Origin of the sequence: Bythopirellula polymerisocia (assembly GCF_007860015.1) — a bacterium.
In the GTDB taxonomy this organism is placed as follows: domain Bacteria; phylum Planctomycetota; class Planctomycetia; order Pirellulales; family Lacipirellulaceae; genus Bythopirellula; species Bythopirellula polymerisocia.
In genome coordinates this window covers 369,710-390,040 of sequence record NZ_SJPS01000005.1, presented here as the reverse complement: position 1 = coordinate 390,040, position 20,331 = coordinate 369,710, and the positions used below count along the sequence as shown (strand labels likewise).

15 protein-coding genes are annotated in these 20,331 nt (G+C 53.2%); 14 read left to right on the top strand and 1 reads right to left on the bottom strand.

All coding sequences use genetic code 11. From position 1 onward, the window contains the following. The first annotated feature begins 262 nt into the window (after positions 1-262). On the top strand, positions 263-3,085 hold the full coding sequence (gene acnA, locus Pla144_RS17365; protein ID WP_146451963.1) for an aconitate hydratase AcnA: 2,823 nt from the start codon (positions 263-265) through the stop codon (positions 3,083-3,085). Between the two features lie 420 nt (positions 3,086-3,505). Next, a complete protein-coding gene (locus tag Pla144_RS17360) occupies positions 3,506-5,398 on the top strand; it encodes a mucoidy inhibitor MuiA family protein (protein ID WP_197530775.1) in 1,893 nt (630 codons plus the stop codon). A gap of 27 nt (positions 5,399-5,425) precedes the next feature. Here the strand turns inward: Pla144_RS17360 and Pla144_RS17355 are convergent, their stop codons facing one another. Continuing rightward, the gene (locus Pla144_RS17355; RefSeq protein ID WP_146451961.1) at positions 5,426-6,439 is read right to left on the bottom strand and encodes a hypothetical protein; all 1,014 of its coding nucleotides are present in this window, start codon (positions 6,437-6,439) and stop codon (positions 5,426-5,428) included. A gap of 472 nt (positions 6,440-6,911) precedes the next feature. Here Pla144_RS17355 and Pla144_RS25595 point away from each other — a divergent pair, with 472 nt between their 5' ends. The 12 genes from Pla144_RS25595 (at position 6,912) to Pla144_RS17295 (ending at position 20,021) form a co-directional block, all read left to right on the top strand. Next, positions 6,912-7,121 carry a helix-turn-helix domain-containing protein gene (locus Pla144_RS25595; protein WP_146451960.1) on the top strand — a complete coding sequence of 70 codons (210 nt, stop codon included), beginning with the start codon at positions 6,912-6,914 and terminating at the stop codon, positions 7,119-7,121. A 153-nt stretch (positions 7,122-7,274) separates the two neighbouring features. After that, complete coding sequence (locus tag Pla144_RS17345) at positions 7,275-9,152, top strand: AAA family ATPase (protein ID WP_146451959.1); 1,878 nt, start codon at positions 7,275-7,277, stop codon at positions 9,150-9,152. An 867-nt stretch (positions 9,153-10,019) separates the two neighbouring features. After that, entirely contained in the window at positions 10,020-10,358 is a 339-nt protein-coding gene (locus Pla144_RS17340) for a hypothetical protein (protein ID WP_146451958.1), read from the top strand. A gap of 4 nt (positions 10,359-10,362) precedes the next feature. After that, positions 10,363-11,211: a hypothetical protein gene (locus Pla144_RS17335; protein WP_146451957.1), complete on the top strand. Its 849-nt coding sequence runs from the start codon at positions 10,363-10,365 to the stop codon at positions 11,209-11,211. A 69-nt stretch (positions 11,212-11,280) separates the two neighbouring features. Then, positions 11,281-11,655 carry a hypothetical protein gene (locus tag Pla144_RS17330; RefSeq protein WP_146451956.1) on the top strand — a complete coding sequence of 125 codons (375 nt, stop codon included), beginning with the start codon at positions 11,281-11,283 and terminating at the stop codon, positions 11,653-11,655. A 460-nt stretch (positions 11,656-12,115) separates the two neighbouring features. Next, positions 12,116-12,661, top strand: coding sequence for a DUF3806 domain-containing protein (locus Pla144_RS17325; RefSeq protein WP_197530774.1), 546 nt, complete (start codon positions 12,116-12,118; stop codon positions 12,659-12,661). Positions 12,662-12,900: 239 nt separating this feature from the next. Next, positions 12,901-13,566: a hypothetical protein gene (locus tag Pla144_RS17320; RefSeq protein ID WP_146451954.1), complete on the top strand. Its 666-nt coding sequence runs from the start codon at positions 12,901-12,903 to the stop codon at positions 13,564-13,566. A gap of 477 nt (positions 13,567-14,043) precedes the next feature. Continuing rightward, positions 14,044-15,198 (top strand): tyrosine-type recombinase/integrase, encoded by a 1,155-nt coding sequence (locus tag Pla144_RS17315; protein WP_146451953.1) that lies wholly within the window; start codon positions 14,044-14,046, stop codon positions 15,196-15,198. A 131-nt stretch (positions 15,199-15,329) separates the two neighbouring features. Continuing rightward, entirely contained in the window at positions 15,330-15,866 is a 537-nt protein-coding gene (locus tag Pla144_RS17310; RefSeq protein WP_146451952.1) for a DinB family protein, read from the top strand. Positions 15,867-16,364: 498 nt separating this feature from the next. Continuing rightward, positions 16,365-17,435 carry a transporter substrate-binding domain-containing protein gene (locus Pla144_RS17305; RefSeq protein ID WP_197530773.1) on the top strand — a complete coding sequence of 357 codons (1,071 nt, stop codon included), beginning with the start codon at positions 16,365-16,367 and terminating at the stop codon, positions 17,433-17,435. Positions 17,436-17,518: 83 nt separating this feature from the next. Beyond that, positions 17,519-18,631, top strand: coding sequence for a magnesium/cobalt transporter CorA (corA, locus tag Pla144_RS17300; RefSeq protein WP_231936421.1), 1,113 nt, complete (start codon positions 17,519-17,521; stop codon positions 18,629-18,631). A 100-nt stretch (positions 18,632-18,731) separates the two neighbouring features. Next, positions 18,732-20,021 carry an adenylate/guanylate cyclase domain-containing protein gene (locus Pla144_RS17295; RefSeq protein ID WP_146451950.1) on the top strand — a complete coding sequence of 430 codons (1,290 nt, stop codon included), beginning with the start codon at positions 18,732-18,734 and terminating at the stop codon, positions 20,019-20,021. The last annotated feature ends 310 nt before the right edge of the window (positions 20,022-20,331 follow it).

Here is a 20,331-nt window from a genome sequence, read left to right as displayed (position 1 = left end):
GGTTAGACCCTCGTGTTCGATTCGTCGAATAACAGATGATCCACAATTGCGCGCATGCCGGAACAATCACGGAGTAATTTGTCAATTATAGCTAGCGGCAATCGCTTCGTTGAACGCTTCGTTGCCAGGATTCGTTCCGCTCGTTCCGATCTAGATATAGCCCGCAGACAAGCGTAATGAAATCCGCTAAAATCGCAAGCAGGGCACTCCCACCTCCTGCCCATGAAACCGTTACATTCTCGTTATTCGAAGGACCGCAACGATGGCCACCGCCCCCACCTTACTGATCGATCCATTTTCAGCCCGCGATACGTTTGAAACCGGAAACGGCAAGGCGGGTATTTATCGACTCTCTAAACTCGAAGAACTAGGTCATACCAAGGTAGCTGCGCTCCCTTATTCGATCCGAGTGCTGCTGGAATCGTGCCTGCGGAATTGCGATGGCTACACCGTGACCGAGGACGACGTGAAGAAACTCGCGAACTGGACCGCGAGCAGGGGCGTCCTCGCCCCCGGCGACAGCGGGGTTGAGGTCCCCTTTAAACCGGCGCGGGTAGTGCTGCAAGATTTCACCGGCGTACCCTGCGTGGTTGACCTTGCGGCGATGCGTTCTGCCATGCAACGACTGGGGGGTGATCCAGAGAAAATTAATCCGTTGGTGCCCGTCGATCTGGTGATTGACCACTCGGTGCAGGTGGACTACTTTGCTTCGGACACAGCACTCGACTTGAACATCGAACTGGAATTCACGCGCAATCGAGAACGCTATGAATTTCTGCGCTGGGGTCAGGAGGCGTTCGACAATTTCCGTGTCGTCCCACCGGGAACTGGAATCGTACATCAAGTGAATCTTGAATACCTTGCCAAATGTGTTTTCCTCTTGGACGATCATGCGGGCAAAGTGGCTCTGCCTGATTCGCTCGTGGGGACCGACAGCCATACCACGATGATCGACGGCCTGGGAGTTGTTGGGTGGGGCGTCGGTGGCATTGAGGCCGAAGGGGTTATGCTCGGCCAGCCGATCTATATGCTCATGCCCGAGGTCGTCGGGATGCAACTAATCGGCAAGCTCCCCGCCGGGGCGACTGCGACCGATCTGGTGCTTACCGTTACCGAACTCTTGCGCAAAGAAAAGGTCGTCGGTAAGTTCGTCGAGTTCTACGGTGATGGAGTCTCGACCATGTCCCTGGCAGATCGCGCGACGATTGCCAACATGTCCCCCGAATATGGTGCGACGATGGGTTTCTTTCCCATCGATGAGGAGACACTCCGCTATCTTCGCCGCACGGGCCGCACCGAGGCCGAGGTGGAACTCGTCGAGCGCTACACCAAAGAGCAGGGCCTATTCCGCACTGACGACACACCCATTCCAACCTTTACCAAGACGGTTAAACTCGACCTCTCGACGGTAGTACCGAGTTTGGCTGGCCCCAAGCGTCCTCAGGATCGAATTGCCTTGACTGATATGAAGTCCACCTGGAAACGCGATCTGGATGAAGTTTATGGAAAGCGCCCCGGCAACGGTACACCCCAAGGTCGCTGGGAAGGAGAGGGGGGACAACCCGCCGAACCCGCTGCATCAGCAGTAGCGGAAGCCGCAGTCGCGGTTGCCGATCCCGGTTTTGATGGAGTCGACATCGCGAACAATGGCGAGACCTTTCCGATTCAGCACGGCAGCGTCGTGATCGCCGCGATCACCAGTTGCACGAACACATCCAATCCCTCGGTCATGATTGCCGCTGGATTGGTTGCTAAGAAAGCTGTTGAAAAAGGCCTGACGGTTCCCCCGCATGTGAAGACGAGTCTTGCCCCTGGCTCGCGCGTGGTAACAGACTATTTTGAAAAGTCAGGACTCGACAAGTATCTCGACCAAATCGGCTTCAACACGGTTGGCTATGGCTGCACGACTTGCATCGGCAACAGCGGACCACTTCCCGAGCCGATCGCCAATGCCGTGAGCGAATACGATCTTGTCGTGTCGGGGGTGTTGTCCGGCAATCGCAATTTCGAGGGTCGCATCAATCCGCATGTAAAGGCCAACTATTTGGCGAGTCCGCCGCTGGTGGTGGCTTATGCACTTGCAGGGACAACCGATATCGATCTCACCAATGAACCCGTCGGAACGGGCAAGAACGGCAAGCCAGTAATGCTCGCCGACATCTGGCCGACACATACTGATGTGCAATCAGCGGTCGACAGCAGCGTGTTGCCGGAAATGTTTCAGGCCCAGTACGACAACGTTTGGGCAAAAAATCCTAAGTGGAATGCTATCGAAGTTACTGGCGGTGAGTTGTACGAGTGGAACGACGCGAGCACCTACATCCAGGAGCCACCCTTCCTGGTCGATCTCAAGCCCGAGGTCGAGTCAATCAAGCCAATTATGGGAGCCCGTTGCCTGGCACTGCTAGGCGACTCGGTAACGACCGATCACATCTCGCCCGCTGGAGCAATTGCGAAAGACAGTCCCGCGGGAAAATTCCTGCAGGCTGCCGGTGTGGAGCCGCGTGACTTCAACAGCTACGGTGCCCGCCGGGGCAATGACCGAGTGATGACCCGTGGCACGTTCGCTAACATTCGCATCCGCAACCAACTCGCCCCCGGCACCGAGGGGGGCGTGACGCAACATCTCCCCGATGGCCAGGAGATGAGCATCTATGATGCCGCCATGAAATACCGCGACGAAAAAATCCCACTGGTAGTCCTGGCCGGCAGCGAATACGGCACCGGCTCCAGCCGCGACTGGGCCGCCAAAGGGGCGTTTCTACTAGGTGTGCGAGCTGTGCTGGCCGTCAGCTATGAACGAATCCACCGTAGCAACCTGGTGATGATGGGTGTGTTGCCGCTGGAGTTCCCAGGCGGAGAGACCTGGGAGAGCTTGGGCCTCACTGGCAAAGAAATTTTTGACTTTCCCGAACTCAACGACAACCTCAAACCCCGTCAGTCACTCAAGGTCATCGCCAAACGAACTGAGGGCAAGCCAATCGAATTCAGCGCCACAGTACGCATCGACACCCCTGTCGAACTCGACTACTACCGCAACGGAGGAATCCTGCAAACCGTACTGCGGAAATTGATGAAGGGATAGGGGATCGAGGCACAAATTAGATGTAGAAGTGCCTCCCAAATCTGGCAAGAAACTGAAGTACCTGGACTCACCTGGCCATTCAAGCAATCCCTAGCTAGGACAGAAGTCGAAAGATCTATCCCAGGCGTTTGCAACATCGGAAGAGCCGAATTCCGTGCCCGAAAGATCTTGGGCTGGGTTGCACTTTTTTAGGACTGGCAGTTGCTATGGTGGCACTTGCTTTTCCCGCAGTCTGAGAAGGAATCCGGGTTGGCAGCCATCTCTTGTTCAGCTTGGTTGTTGCATTCCGGAAGATTTAGGAAACAAAATGCCATTTTCGGGAATCTTTTCGCCCCAACCCACGTCCAATACCGCAGTGACTCCCATTTGGTAATATCCATGGGAGATGACTTTTCAAATTTGACTTCTGGGAGAACTACCATGATTCGCCACACATTTGCTTCCGTTCTGTTTGCCTACTTGTTGCTCGGGGCAATTGCTTCTTATGCCGCTGAGCCTGTGGTTACTGAAGGGCATGTCTCCGCCGTCACGGTTTATCAGGGGCAGGCCCTGGTTACTCGTGAGGTGGATATCGCAGAAACAGAAGGCCTGCTCGAACTGGTCGTGACCAATCTCCCCGAGTCCGTGCTACCTGGCAGCTTGTTTGCCGAGCCAGGGGATGGGATCCAGATCCGATCGGTCCGCTATCGAGTGCGCCCCATCGAAGCCGACGTACGGCAGGAAGTTCGTGAGCTTGACGAGCAAATCCAAGAGGTCGATGACAAGCTGGCCGCCATTGCTCAGGAGCGTGGTTTGCTTGCCGAGCGAAAGCAGTATCTCAACCAGCTTGGTCAGTTTGCCGCAGTCACATCCCAGCAGGAACTCAAGAGCGGAGTTCTCAATGCAGAGACGCTCAAGGATTTGACCCAGTTTCAGTTTTCCGAGCGAGAGGATATTGCGAAGCGAGAATTGGAATTAGCACAAGAAGAACGGACTAACTCCAAGGCAAAGGACTTGCTCGTCCGCAAACGCGACACTCTCGCCGCAGGTTCCGCTCGCACTGTGCGCGAAGCAGTCGTATTCATCAACGTGCCAATGCAGGCTGCTTCTCAGATGCAAATTAGTTATCTGGTAGGTAATGCCAATTGGTCTCCCTCCTACAATCTGCGTGCTACCGAAAAACGTGACCAAATTACCGTCGAGTATAATGCCTCGATCGAGCAGATGAGCGGTGAGGATTGGAACGACGTGGAGATGATCCTCTCAACGGCGACCCCTTCGCTCGTAGCCAAAGCGCCTCGCCTAGAATCGCTCTCGATCAAACTTGGCATGCCTGAACCCGCACATCAACAACCCATGTCGGCTGCAGCAAACTACAAGCAGGCGCAACAGAACCTTGCCCAACTGGGAAAAATGCGTGGTCAGATCAATGCGGAAGCGCCGAATCCCTTCGGAGACGTTGCATCGGGACAAGAATCTGAAGAATTGGGTCGCAGAGGAGAACTCAGGGGTCGAGGAGGAGGGTATGGAGGCGGCGTAGGGGGTTGGGGACTAGAGGTGAGCAACACGGCTAGCGTCGATGCCGTACTGAATCAAGCTGCCGAAAAGTTACAACTCTTGGACTTCAATAACTCGCTGAGCGAACTCAAACGGGAAGGGGATATGAGCCTGAAGCCAGCCGAAGGGGTGAGTGTCAGCTATCAACTTGCCAATCGCACGAGCCTCCCCAGCCGATCGGATCGGCAACTGATCCAGATCGCTTCAATGCCGCTCCAGGGAACTTTTTACCGTCTGGCCACGCCGGTGCTTACCAGTTTTGTGTATGAGGAAGCTCGGCTCACCAACACTAGCGACCGAGTGTTTCTGGCAGGTCCGGTAGCCACTTTTCTTGGCGGACAGTTCGTCGGCCGTAGTGAAATGCCAACTGTCGCAGTTGGCGAGAGTCTTACTGTGGGTCTCGGTATCGATCCTTCGCTCCGTGCCCAGCGAGAATTGGTCAGCAAGGATGAGCGAATTCAGGGTGGGAACCGCGTGGTCGATTTCACGTATGAGCTGACCCTGGAAAACTTTGGCGATGCTCCAGCTCAAGTTCGACTCTTGGATCGGTTGCCCACCGTGGGTGAAAATGACATCAAGGTAACCCTCGTGAAAACGGATGAACCGATCAGCACCGACGAATCCTATTTGAAGACCGATCGCAATGACGGCATCCTACTCTGGGACATAGAGGTTCCGGCACAAGCCGTCGGCACAAAGGAGAAAATACTCCGCTACACGATGCAAATCGAATACGACAAGCAACTGTCGATCATCGGTATGCCTGTGAAGAAATAGAAAAGAAAAAGTAGAGTCAAGAACTGATTACGGGATCAGAAGAATCAACCCTGCGATAGTACCGACCTCAACGATGGCAGCGCTGGCCTGCAAGGGCACACGATTCCAGCGGCGGGGTACACAGTCTCCTGGTCGGTACTGCCCTAGAGTGTAGATGCAGTCACACGGACGATCCACCGTCATCAGGTAGGGGAGGGCCGGGATCGTCAGGAAGAATTTCCCTCCCGAGATAATCGGCTGTAAGACACGACTCACGGTGTAGCCATAGCGTTCGGCATTGATCTCTTCGAAGTACAGTGGCTTGTGGCATAGACAGGTCGCAGACCAATGGAAATCGAATTGAGCCCAACCGAATTCCAGACGGGAGTCCATCACATAGGGCGTATCTGCCGAACAAAATCGAGCTCTGTCGGAAGGAAGGTCTCCTACGGGCAGGGCAATGTTGGCTTTGACTGCGGACATCGGTGGGGCGACAAAGCACGGGACCTCGATCATTCCACCTGGACTTATGGGATTATCAAGTGGGGGCTCAAACGGAGTGGGTATCTCCTCGAGCTCCCTCGTTGGTTCGCTCTGGGCGACCAGCAGGGGCTCTCCAGTCGACCGATTGGCTGACGCAGAGAGTGGCTCCGGCAAGTCGGGGGCCGGATCTACGGTGGTGAAAATGAATCCTGCCTGTTGCGATTGACTCATCGGCAACGGCTCGGTGTTATTCAGAGAAACCGCTGGAGTCCCCGTTTCGTTGGTGAGCCGTGGCTGCAGCCGGCTGGGGGATCCAACGAAACGGATGGGGGACTCATCGGCAGCGGCTCTGCTACCGGCTGGGGCGAGCATCAGCACCATGAGGGCCAGCAACAATGTCAAAGGCATTGCAGCGGGTGAATTGGCCTTCTGGTTTACTCGAGCCGGGCGAACGGTGCAGCGGTGGGTTTCGGAGAACATCAAATGGGTCCCGTCGCGCAGAGCCTGGTGGGGATCGCGTAGTCGACACAGCGTCGTCCACGCTAAGATGGTTTCGACACCGCACAACCCGTTTCTCAAGAGGATTCGCGATTCCCCCTACGACCAGCAGAAGTGGCAAAACCCGCAAAGTTTACCAGGTTTGACAGAGAGAATAGCGAACCAAACAATCCACCTTCGTGTCCCGCAGGAACTAGAATAAGTGGCTATTTAACCGTGATTATTGGTCCTAGGAATCGAGTGATACAGAAATGATACAGAGGCCGTGGGTTTTATGGGCCTATAAAGGGGGCCTATTTTCCTTTTGCGGGAGTCGGGTTATAATAAAGGTATGGAAGCGGCGCAAGTCGTGTCCCCGTCCCTCTTAGTGTGTAGGGACGTAAAATATCGGGCCGCCTAGGCAGCGGCAACGTTCAGCAAGCGATTGCCCCGATTGGCAAGAATTGCCCCAGCGGAAATTGTCCACAAACGATTTTTGCCGGGGGTAGTTTTCTGCCTCTCCCTCTATTGGCAATCCTATCCCCTGGCAACAAAGCCTAAAGGGGAAAGCCCAATGCCATTTATCAAAGCTAAACAAGCGGCCGAGCTAGTAGACGTATCGGAACGCACAATTCTACTCTACGCCAAAACTGGCATGATGCCCGCCCATCGTGTCGGGCCTAAGTTATGGCGATTCTGCCCAGACGAGATAGACGCATGGATGCGCGCTACAGGCCCCCGAACTGAAACACGAGGCCGTAAGCGCAAGGGGGCCAAAGTCTAACAATATTTGCCCGGCCGCGCCCTCGGCCATTATGGGCGAAACGCCCCCTGCCGGTTTCCTTCCCGTAGCTGGCAGGGGGTTTTATCAGACAACGAAAACGGGAAAAAGGGCGCGGAAACAGACTAGAGACTATGGAACCCTACGGGAAGAAAAATGAAAACAGAAACGGCTAAGGCATACCCCATAGAATTAGAGAATCTAAAGCAATGGATTCTATGGAAAAACGAGAACGGGGATAAAGTCCCCTATCAGGTTAACGGCTATCAGGCCTCTATAACCAACCCTAAACACTGGACCACGTTCGATAAGGCCAGTAAGGCATTGGCGTCTAAATCGGGTTTTAGCGGCCTCGGTTTCGTGTTCACAGCCGAGGATTCCTATGCCGGTATCGACCTGGACGATTGCCTAGAGTGTACCGGGGAGTTCAAACCGTGGGCCAAAGAAATCGCAGACCTAATCGGGCCAACCTATAGGGAAATTTCCCCGAGTGGTAACGGCGTCAAGTTTTGGGTACGCGGTAAATTCCCAGCGGCCACGGGCAAGAAAACCAAAGTAGGTGACGGGGCGGTAGAGGTATACGACCATGCGAGATATTTCACGGTTACCGGTAACCCGTTTGGCAAGCCCTACGACATAGCAGACGGGCAGGACGCCCTAGACGCTATCTATTCTAGATACTTTGGCACAACGTCCCCAGACGTAGCCCTAGAGGCCCCGCAGAATAAATCAAACGCGGCGGACCTATGCCTAGTTGAGATTATGAACCTACCGGATTCTATTTCCGGGGACGATGGGCATGGCAAGCTATTAAGGGCATGCTGCGAAATCCTACGCTATGGCATCGACGGGGACGAGGGGATAGATATTGTCCGGAAGTTTAACGCGGAAAAGGCCGACCCGGTATGGACCGAAAAGGAAATTCTGCACAAGTGGAGGGACGCGCACGGCCTAGTGATGCAGGAAAAATCCTTTGGCACTAAATCGTCCCGGACCGGTTTCGACCTAGAGGAAATGGACTATTGCGATTTTATGGAAGAAATCGACGATACGCGGTTTCTTGTCGAGAATATGGTAGTCGAGGGGCAGCATCTAATAATCGGCGGCCCGGAAAAATCCTATAAGACATCGACGCTATTAGACTTGGCGGTTTCGATTGCCTATAAGGTGGATTTTCTCGGCCACTTCCCGGTACTAGAGCAAAAAAACGTCCTAGTGATTTCGGGCGAATCCGGACGGCCCGCTATCCGCAAAACTTGCCAAGCTATCGAGGCATCTAAAGGCATTACCCAGCGGACCCGTGGGGCAATGTTCTTTTCCTCTATCATGCCCACGATTTCTAAGGCCCAGCATCTAGAGGAGCTGGAGCGGAAAATCGAAAAACACAACATCGGATTTTGCGTTATAGACCCCGTTTACATAGCTCTACTTGGCGCAGGGGAGGCCGACATATCTAGCCAAGTACACGTTATGGGCGCGATACTCCGCGAATATGGGGCCATAGGGGACCGTCTTAGATGCACTATGGCTCTACTTCACCATTTCACGAAACGGGGAAGGGAATTGTTCCCCAAGCCGACTAGGGCCAACCTAACGGGCGCGGGATATGCCGAGTGGATGCGCCAATGGATTTTGATTGCCCCGGCGGCGGCGCGGATTGTCGGCGGCACTAATAAGTTTTGGCTCGTCGCTGGCGGTTCCGCAGGGCATGAGGGGGAGTATCAGTTATCGGTGAACCAAGGCCCCCCGGGGATTCAAGGACGGATTTGGGACGTATCCGTAGTGGATGCGGCGCTAGACGGGTTTGAGGATTTGGGGGAGGACCGGGGCGAAGATATGAGAGCCAAGATAATTTCCCTTATTACGATGAATCCCGATTGCAGTACCCAATTTATTTTGGACGGACGAGCGGGGCGGCATATGGACGTTAGGGCGGAACTACATGCCATGGAAAAAGAGAGACTAATTTCGATTGATACGAGCGGCAGAGCAAATCGCCATAGGTGGATTGGAGGGGCCAAAAATGAGGATTGAAAACAGACGATTTTTACCCGTCCCGAACCCGTCCCGGGGGTGGGACGGGACGACATGCGGGACGGACATAAGTCAAAAAAATAAAAAATTAACTCGTCCCTCGTCCCACTACATATATAGAGCGGGACGGGTTTGGGACGAGGTGGGACGGGTTTGGGCCGGATAGACTTATGTTCGTCGTCCCGATTTCGCCCTCCCTTATATATAAGGGAGGAGCGGGACGGACGAGCAAAAATCCTCCGCAGAAAATGATAAATACTTTGGCTGATTTTTAACCCCGATATGGAAATCGAAACAATGGCGCATGAGACAACAATTTTTCACCCTAGCGGCCAAAGGTTTTATATGGGCCTACCTAGCGTGGAATTTTTTAACCCGCCTGATACTTACGAAACCCCTGCACTGGCGGATTGTGAGAAATGCGGCGAGCGGGTTTTGTACTGCCTGGAAACCCGGGAGCGGCAAGAGCGGCTTTTCGGCCGATTGCCGTTAGTCTGCCAGAGTTGCGGCCACAAGGCCGTAGAGGGCACCCCGATGATTTTTGTTTTGTAGGCCCAGGGGGCCTAGGACAACGAGACTATGGCATCACAGCAAATAACTCAGGCCTACCCGTTGAACCTCCGGGAGTCACCCTCTACGACCCCCGTCGAGGTCCGGGTAGGTCGTTTACAATCCGAGGCCGCGATGCGGGAAAATTTTTGTTCTCGATTGCGATATGAGAAAAAAAGCAAATGGGGTTTTTACACTAAAGGTACTACTCTTGAAAACGAAATTTTTTTGGGAAGGCGACAATAGCAACGTATTCATTTTTCTTTACTTATGAGAATACGCAAAAACGAGAAAATGCGAAAACGCGAAAATGGAAAAATGAAAATACAGATAACCCCCCTACAAAAAGTGGTATTGCTCGAGACTCAGCGACGGACGCAAGAGCTAGCCGAGATACCACGGCCCCCGGCCGACTGGCATTGCCAGCGGATAGCCTACGACGCGGAAATAGAACACGGCCCCCAGTACAGCGGGCTGGATTGGTTCGGGCCAAAAAACGCATCCCAGCAATACAAGCTACTGCGGGATATACGGAAGCTAGAGGCGCTAGGCCTGCTAACCGTCAACAAAGCGGACGGGCGGCGCATCACAAATTTACAGCTTACGACACGGGGGCTAAATGCCGTGTCACAATTGAACCCAGTTTTAGAGGATTAGAGAAATGGCGAATTTTCACAGTATTGATTTGGTGGATTTTTTGGATAGCCCCCTGGACGCACCGGCCCCACAACCGGCGGCAGTTGTCGCAGAATTGGATAGAGCATTAGGGGCCGAGGACGTAGACGCCATGGCACCCGTAGAGGACGCGGTAGCCCCCGAGCCAGAGGGCGCACCCGAGCGGCTAACCGCCCCCGAGGAAATCCCCGTATCGCATGCGTTGCGATGGAATCCGTCCTCCACTGGTGAACACTCCCCCGAGGTAGTCCAGCGATACCGGGAATACATGGCAGCGGCTATTTCATTGGTAGACGAGGAACAAGCGATTAAGGACGAGCGGGCCGACTATCTGGCTAGTGCCTATACAACCACGTTTGAGCAAGCCGAGCAAGCGGCGGCGGCGATAAAGGAGCGTTTGCAAGCCTGGACGATTTCTGCGGCGAAATGTTACGCGTCTAAATTCGAGCTAGCGAAATCAGCGATGGCCGACTTCACGCGTATTGAATCCGAACACGTGGACGCGGTACAGGCTGCTATAGCTGGCGTTATTGCCAATTGGGCCGAGCAAGGCATAGACGGCCGGGCGTTTTCTCCCGTGCCGGGTATGCCAAACGATGCCGCTATGGAGTTTCAAGCAAAGCGAGAGCTACCGGTGCTAAAGGCGACGCAAGCCATGATGGAAGCTAGGGACGAGGCAAATACTAACAAATCGCTATCCCAACTAGGCGAACGAGATTTCATAACGGCGCCGCGTTTCACGTGGCCCAATGTCGAGGACGCCACGGAAACCCGCATTGCTAGTTTCGTCGGCCTGCTAGAGTCCCCAGCTAGGCAGCAAGTTGAGTTGAATTGAATAGAGTTTGACCTCGGGCACCATGGTGCCCAGGCCATTTTAACCCCCATTTTTAGAAAAGAGATAGATATGAGAACTGACTTAATTGAGCAAGGTGTGTTCTGCTGTATTGGCACAATGCAGCATGGCGTAGAGCTAGTGGACGGCAAAACCCCGGCCCAACTAGCCCGGGACAACGGGCAGCTGGCATCGTTGGGCATTACATTCGTTACCGGGAAGCAGCGGAAGGTTAAGCCTAAAGCGGCCGAGCCTACCGCTATGGCCGGAAATAACCGAATCCGGATTGTCCAGCCTATCGCGCATCCCATCGCCTACCCCATAACGGAGACGCCCGAGGCGCCCGAGTCCCCCGAGGCTAAGTCGTTAAAAAATGGCGACGGGCCAAGTGGCTTTAAGGACAAAATCCGTTTTGAGAAATCTGCACTAAAGGGTAGCGAGAGCTAGTATGCCGGCAGACGCTACCGGCCTGGGGAAGCCTAACCGTCCCCAGGCCTTTGTACGCGGCGGGTAAAGTTGAAACCCGTGTGGCTTGTGGCCCGGCTGCCCGTAGGGGGTTTTCCTTACCTCCTACGGGACGGCTTGCGTTTTATACAGCGGAGTGGTTCCCGCTTAGCCCCCGGCAGTTTTAAGTTATCCGCTGCCGGGGGCGTTTTTATCGGCGGTTTGGCACTCCGCCGCTAGATATGGCTAGCTCCGCAACCTGTCTCGGCGTTTCACTCCGACGCATCGTAGGATTTTGCAGAAAAGCTGCTATTTGTCAGTTTAGTGAATAGAAGGTACAATCTGCATGCTGAAAGAATCTTTGCCCACATAGTTAGCTAAAGAAATGAACCGCTATCTCTTCCGCATCTCTGTCTTGGTGACTATAAGCATTTGCGGATGCGATAAAACCACTGAGCCCACGATGAACACTCCTGAACAAGAGCCTGAGGAATTGGTCGTCGAGACAGCCGAAGGAACCGTATTTAGTCACACAACCGAAGTGGAAGACTTCCCCCAGAAGGTCATTCCTGTGAATTCCGCGGAATCTGTGCAATTTCAATCATGGGAGCAGAACGCATCAGAGTTCCTTACAGCTTATGCGGAGCCTCAGTCAAAAAACGAATTAATACAGTACGATGAGGCGTTCAAGGCGTGGCAGGTTTCACCTGTCAAGCAGCATTCAGCTCAGGATGTCATCAACTTACTCGGGGCTTATCTCGGTCAGCGAATGGTTCGTGATTTCGATATGGAATGGGTAATGGTCACTGACCAGTACGGTCAGGACTATGCCGTGAGGCACAAATCCTCAGAGCTGATGACCTTCCCCTTCTCAAGCGTGATGAAGCGAATCGAAGACAATGAGCACGAATTTATTCACGGGGTTTACCACGTACTTAAACACGAGCTTGAGAACGGCGAGTTCAAGCAGCGAACCAATAGCGAACAAGGCGGTCCACCCATACCCTAACTCGCGTCAACTTCTTCGTCTTGTGCAGTTTCGCTCCACCCGCACAAATACGGCGGCTTTATCGTCCGCCGCTACCAAACCCCCATTTGGGGGGGGTGGGGGTGGTTGCTGGGGTGGCGTTGCGACCAAGTTCCGGGGTTTGGCACGCCGCCGCGTTTCCGGGAAGCTCCGCTCGACGCTCAGGAGTTTCACTCCGACGCTTCGTAGAACTGGACTTACCCAGGTTTGCGACCCGGAACATGTATCAACTAGAATCAATTTACCTCTCGGGAGGCCATTGGCATATTGCGGCGGAATTCGACACTAACAACTCTGTGGAGTTCATGATGGAACGATTGATTTTGGTCTCGTTGCTTCTATTTCAGAATAGCAACGCGGTAGTGGCTCAGGTTACGCCCAACAGTCATTTTGCTCTTGAAGTCGCAGTCCTGAAGGAACCTGAAAATGAGTCTAATCGTGAAGTTTTAGATGCATTCCGGAAAGACTTAAAAAGTCTTCTTCAGAACTTACCACCCGTGCAAGTAGTCGCAATGGACACCACTGAATTTGCTGGCAAAGAAGAGTGGGACGACGACGTGTGGAAGTCTAAAATCGAGCGAAATCTTAAGCAAGTCGGTGTTACGCTCAAGAGAGAACCCAGCACTAAAGGCCCTCGCTTGGTAGCTCATGTATTTCGAAATCGCGAAAACAATCAATGGGGTGCCTCTTTGGAACTCAAGGAAGACGTTATTCTAAACCGCCCGAATGCTCCGTCGCTCAATTGCACAACCTACATCGACAAGACAGTGGGTATAGCCACTCGACAAGAAGCTGAAAAGACGCTTTTTGAATCCGTTGGGCAATTCTGCTGGCTCTACGAGAATTACCTTGATTTGGATGAAGCAATGCAAAGCGTGAGCCCTTAGATTCGTTGGGTCTCGCAAGCGTAAAGACGTTAGGGAGGGCGACACTGCTTGTCGTTCTGCTAACCTGCGTCAGATTCATCGTCCGACGCAGTTTAGCATACCCCACCCTAAGTACAGCGGCTTTATCGACCGCCGCTAGAAACGGACCTCCAGCTTGCATCAATCGCAGCTGTTTTTGAGTGAACATAGCGAAAAAAAGGCCCCGAGGATGCCCCCTTAGCGCCCCGGGAGGCCCAACCTGATACATTAGTCGAGTCGGCCAACGGGCCGTTAAATCGCAAGTTTCGAGGTAGAGACTATGAAAACTAAAATCTGCGATTGGTGCGGCCAAGAAAAACCCCGTTCTGAGTTTGCCAAAATGCACCCTAGCCCCGATGGCCGACGTAGCCAGTGTAGGGATTGCCGCAAGCTAATGCGGAGACAAGGCGCGGAGTTTATGCGGGAGTATAAAAAGCTACCGAGCGACGAGGGGGAACCATGGCAAGGTTAAACACGGACGCCAAAGGCCGGAAGTTTATTCAGTTTGTAGATGCCAAGGGTAAGCGGACAATGATGCGCCTCGGCCGCATGCCTCTAGATGATTGCAAAACGATTCTTAGCCACGTTAGCAAGATAGTAGAGGCGCAAACTATCGGCCGGGCCGTCCCTCCCCATACGGCCCAGTGGCTATCCCAGCTAACGGGGAAGCTAAGAGAGAAATTTGAGCGATTCGGGCTACTGGCGGCAGAGGACAAGCCGAGGGTGGAAACCCTAGCCGGGCTAATAGAATTATTGCGCGCTACCTCGGACGTTAAACCGACGACACTAGCCAACCGCAAATATCCCCACGACGCGCTAGTCAAATTCTTTGGAGCGGGTAAGGCCATTAGCGAAATTACCGAGGGGGACGCGGAAGCATGGCGGAACCATATCAAAAAGGGCCGGAAGGGGAAGGCCCGGACGGAAGGGACGATTAGAAACTATACCAAGGTAGCGAAAACTACTTTCGAGTGTGCGGTAAAGTATCGACTAATTTTAGCCAATCCCTTTAGGGGCCTAGCCTCGGCCAGTATTGGGACGCGGGGCCGTCATGCGTTCATATCCCCCGAGGATGCGGCCCTAGTGCTGGATGCCTGCCCCTCTATTCATTGGCGGACTATCTTTGCCCTAGTTCGTTTTGGCGGCCTACGCTGCCCGTCCGAGGTTTTGGCGCTACGTTGGCGGGATATTAACTGGGAGCGGGAGCGGTTCACGGTTCATAGCCCCAAAACAGAACACCACCCCGGCCACGAGTTACGGGTAGTGCCATTGTTCCCCGCGCTACGGCCCCACCTGGACGCGGCATTTGAGGCGGCCGAGGACGGAACCGAGTTCGTTATTTCCGGACGGCGCACCGAAAACTACAGGACTGGCATGGTAGAGATTATAAAAAAGGCCGGGCTAGTCCCCTGGCCTAAGACGTTTCAGAATTTGCGCTCTACCCTGGAAACCGAGCTAGAGGAAATCCACCCGGGCCACGTTGTCTGCGCATGGCTAGGAAATAGCCAGCGGGTTAAGGAAAAGCATTATTTGCAGGTTACCGAGGCCCATTATGCCAAGGCCGTAGAGGCCAAAAGTGATACAAAAAGTGATACAGCGACTAGCGACATCTAGGATAGTTACCCGCAGTTACCCGCAATAACTATCGCTATATCTCCGGGAAAAACGCTATTTCCCGAGCTACAGCAATTTCGCAAGGAGTCCCGCAGGCAATCGAATAAACTTCTCGCCTGAAAGGAATAGCCATGTTTTCTTCTCAATCTATTGTGTACGCCTGGGATAATGGACTCCGCTACGCATTGGCGCTTCTGGACGACTTGACCGATGAGCAAATGGTATTGCGACCCGGTGGAAACATGAACCACCCCGCCTGGATCCTGGGCCACATGGCGCTCTATTATCCAATTGTCCCGGCACTCCTTCGCGGTGAGACATTCGCTGACCCAGCCGACGATGACCTTTTTGGTTTTCGCGGACACGGGCCACTGCCTGACCATACAATTTACGGGAGCAAGGAATCACAACTCCAACGACTCCGCGAAGGACACGAGAAAGTCGCCCAGGCGCTCTTGGCTGCAACGGACGTTCAACTGAATCGGCCACCAAGTTTGCCCCGCTGGGCGAAAATGTATCCCACGGTCGAATTCATGTTACCCGATCTGTTGCTCCTGCACGAAAACATTCACATCGGCCAATTAAGCATCTGGCGTCGTGCAGCAGGGTTTTCCGGCGTGGACTTCCCCGATCGCACACCACGGGCGGGTTTGATCGCATCACTTTAAAACCTCGCCGCAAATCGGTTAAGAACATTCGTACGGTCGCTGATAGTCGAAAAAATCCTCGAATTGTTGCTGATTTTCTTTTCTCTGCCTGCGAGCCCAGTAACTCTACAAAGCTATAGTCTCATCACTAGATGGAGCACTTATCGGGAAAATGGAGGGGGTTCAACGCTTTAATTCCGCAAGCCAGTCTTTTCTTACATGTACCTGCAGTCTCTCTTACCTTTCATTTTAATACGAACTTAAGAACGGATTGATCTATGAATAAGCAAGGGAATAGTTAAGTTCAGTTGTCTAGAATCCATTTAGAGTCCAACAGCTCCTATCTGCGGGCTCACTCAATAGAGTTGCCAGTACCAAGCCGAAGGATATCAGAAGCTGGATTTGAGCTGAGAAGATAGCTGGTAGCCACGACACATCAATCAACTGGTCGTCGGAGTCGGGATGATGCAGATTGCTAAACATTTGCTGTTGCTTAGTTGTGGCTGGGAGTTACTCAACATGTCACCACTCAGAGTGCAGGCTCAAGACACTGTGGTATTTCCCTCTCGTGTTATTGTAGCTACGAAGGAAGTCCCTCCATTTGCGATGAAGAATAAAGACGATGACTGGAGTGGCATAAGTATTGACTTGCTTCGCGAGATTAACGTGGAATTTCAAAACGAAGCAGAGCATGATGTCACGCTAGATATCCGTGAAATGAGTTTAAACGAGATGCTGGCAGCAGTTGAAGCAGGCGAAGTCGAATTGGCTGCCGCCGCAATTACAGTGAACTACGAACGCGAAAAACGCATGGACTTCACGCACACTTTTTTTAGTTCAGGACTTGGAATCGCTGTAGGAACCCATCAGCAAATTGACAGCAGGGCCGCAATCCTCACAGCCGTTCTCTCGAAGACCTTTCTCCGCATCGTAATGGGTTTATTCACCGCTCTGTTCATCAGTGCTATAGCCGTCTATTACTTCGAACGCAGGCAGAACAAGGAGCAATTCGGTGGAGGTGCCATCCGAGGAATCGGAGCGGGGTTATGGTGGGCGGCGGTTACATTGACAACTGTTGGGTACGGAGACAAAGTGCCTAAAACCGTGCCAGGCAAGTTCATCGGACTCATCTGGATGTTTGCCGGACTTTTCATTATCGCCAGTTTTACTGCTGCCGTTACCTCCGCATTGACACTAACCAAACTGGAATCACGTATCGCCGGGCCAGCCGACTTGTCAAGAGTAAACGTCGCCACAGTCGAAGGCTCAACATCTGCTCAGTATTTACGTGCACGGCATATCACGTCTTACAAGTATCCTGACGTAGGTGCGGCATTGCGAGCCTTGCAAAACGAAGCATGCGAAGCTGTAGTTTACGATGAGCCAATTCTACGATACGAAGTGTATCGTCAATTCTCGAGAGATATAATCGTACTGCCTGTAACCTTTCAGCGTCAGGACTATGCGTTTGCGCTGCCCAGCGGAAGTCCACTGAGAGAACGAGTAAACCAGGTCATTCTGCGAATCACGGGGAGCCCTGACTGGAGTGATCTCCTTGCTGGTTATCTTGGTGAGGGGGTTGAGCTATAAGAAGTTTTATATTTGGTATTCGCGTGGCGTAATCAATCGCTAATCGAATAAGCAAGTCCCTGAACATGATGGGAGCGTTTACAATGTTTTCCGCAATCTTTGACAAACGTCATCCGCAGAGTGGTGCCCGGCCGGGAACTCTCGTGATCCCGAAGGAAGCTCCTGCTCCTCGAATTCACATGATCCGTTATTCCGCCGAGGACATGACTGCAACTGAAGTCAATCACGTCGAAGAACTCAAAGTGGCGTTCGATAATCAGGCGGTGACCTGGATTGATATCCAAGGCTATGGCGACAAATCACTCATGCAGAGCATCGGCGACCTATTTGAGTTGCACCCGTTGCTCTTAGAAGACGTGGTGAATATTCCGCAACGGCCTAAAACCGAAGCATACGGCGACCAGTTATTGACAATTGTTCGAATGGTGCGAGTCGAACGACCCGGCGAAATTGACATGGAACAGGTAAGCATCGTGCTTTGCAAAAATTATGTGCTCACTTTTCAAGAACGTTATGGTGACGTTCTCGACCCTGTGCGGCGCCGGATTCGTTCGGGAAAGGGGGTCATCCGTCAACACCGTGCTGATTTTCTTGCCTACACAATCGCCGACACGATTATTGACGGATACTATCCTGTTTTGGAACAGATTGGCGAACATCTCATTGGGCTCGAAGATATCGTCGTTACCGATCCCACGCCGGAACTATTGATTGAGCTGAACCAAATCAAGAATCGCCTAATTAATCTCCGCCGGGGAATCTGGCCACAAAGAGAAGCCGTCAACGCAATGGTCCGCGGCGATCATCCTGCGATTTGCCCCGAAGTTCGCATCTATCTCCGAGACACTTACGATCATTGTGTGCAGACCTCGGAAGTCACCGAGATGTATCGTGAAATGGTGACCGGATTAATGAACACGTATCTTTCTTCGATCGCCAATCGCACCAACGAAGTGATGAAGGTGCTCACCATCATGGCCAGCATCTTTATCCCATTGACGTTTCTTGCCGGCATCTACGGCATGAACTTCGAACACATGCCCGAACTACACGTCGAATGGGCCTACCCCGCCGTTTGGATCACCATGCTTGGCACTGCCGTGGGGATGCTCACTTATTTTTGGCGAAAAGGCTGGATCAGCTTCGGAACTTCCCCCAAGTCCAGTAGAACCCGACGAAAAGTCGAATCTGATTAGTCCTACACTTTCTTGGTGGTTCTTCTGAGCCTCATCTATAGTAACCTAATATGAGGTTACGCTATGATCCCCCAGAAGCCCCCTCGTTGAGAAGGTGCCTGTGATACCTCTTCCATCCTCATCGGACAAACTAAATCCTACTCAGGCGATCGTCACGGACCTGCTCGCCTCCGCGGCACGGCAGGGAGAACTGGGGATCGCTTGGGGACGACTCATTCTCGGAATAGCTGTCACGTTGATCTGGCCAATCGTGCATTGGAACAATCTCCTGGCCCTGGTGCCCCGCGTCGTGGCTGCGTTTGCACTCGGTGTGCTGGCGTTGATTTGGACACTTTATGTTTTCTATCGACTGCGGAATGCCAATCCTTCACGAGCCCTCACCTACACCTCGATTGCCATCGACGCAGTGCTTATTAATTCGCTTGTAATGATGTATGTGATAGCCCCCGGGGCATCGCACCAGAGCATAGTCGAGGTACACTCTACTGCATTTGTCTACATTGCCATCGTCAGCGCAGGGGTCCGATTCTCACGTGCTGCAGCCTACTTCGGGGCGGCCATCAACAGTGTGATGCTCATCGCCCTCGTCGCAACCAGCACTATCCGGGTTGACAACCTGCGGATTATCGGCGGGGCCGAGTGGCTCACCGTCGGCATCGGCCTCATTGGCTCGACGGTGCTCGCCGTACGAATCGCCACTCGGACTGGCCGCTTGGTTGCCCAGGCGGCCGAGGAAACTCAGCGAAGCGAAACCGCCCGCTCAAAGCTGGGCGCTTATATCTCTCCCGAGGTGGCTGACAAGGTTTTGAAAGAGTCGGAACTACGTCTCGGTGGTGAACGGCAAAACGTCGCCGTGCTTTTTTCTGACCTCCGTGGCTTCACTACTTATTCCGAATCATTGGAACCCGAAGAAATTGTCGAGCAACTCAACGACTACATGAGCGTCATGGTAGACACGATCACCCAGCACGGCGGCATCGTCGATAAGTTCATAGGAGACGGCATCATGGCTGTCTTTGGCGCTCCAATTCCAAAGCCAGACGACGCCGATCGCGCTGTCGAGTGTGCTCAGGACATGATGCGGGCGATCGACAAGCACAATCAAGAACGTAAGTCGAAGGGCCTATCAAAACTCAAGCATGGTATCGGCGTCCACTATGGCCCCGTCGTAGCAGGAAACGTCGGCACCCCAGCGCGCGCCGCTTACACGGTCATTGGGGATACAGTCAACCTGGCCAGCCGCCTCGAAAGCATGACCAAACAGGTAGAAGCCGACTTAATTGTCAGCGACGAAGCCCTCCAAAACTGCACTCGCGCTCACGGCATAGCGCGGATTGACGAAATTCACGTCCCGGGACGCTCGGGAGCTGTTACGATTCACGGGACGTAGGTAGTATCTGTCTTGGTTTGGTTTGGTGTGACAAGTTAGTATTCAAAAGCAGTGGCCCCATACTCACAGCGTTCTAGCAGAGGACGTATTGCTTGCCTCAGGTTCTCTATTCCAATCCGAGCGAAGGTTGCATCGTAACGATTGCAAGCCGCTTGTCGGCTGTCTTCTCCTCGATATTGCCCTGGTTTTGGGATAGTGGATGCCAAATATTTGACAATCCGCATGCTTTCTCCGGATAATGGACCGTGAGCCTGTACGGATGCAGTCCGACTCATATTTCGCGCCCTACCACCGCAAGAGCCATTCTCCT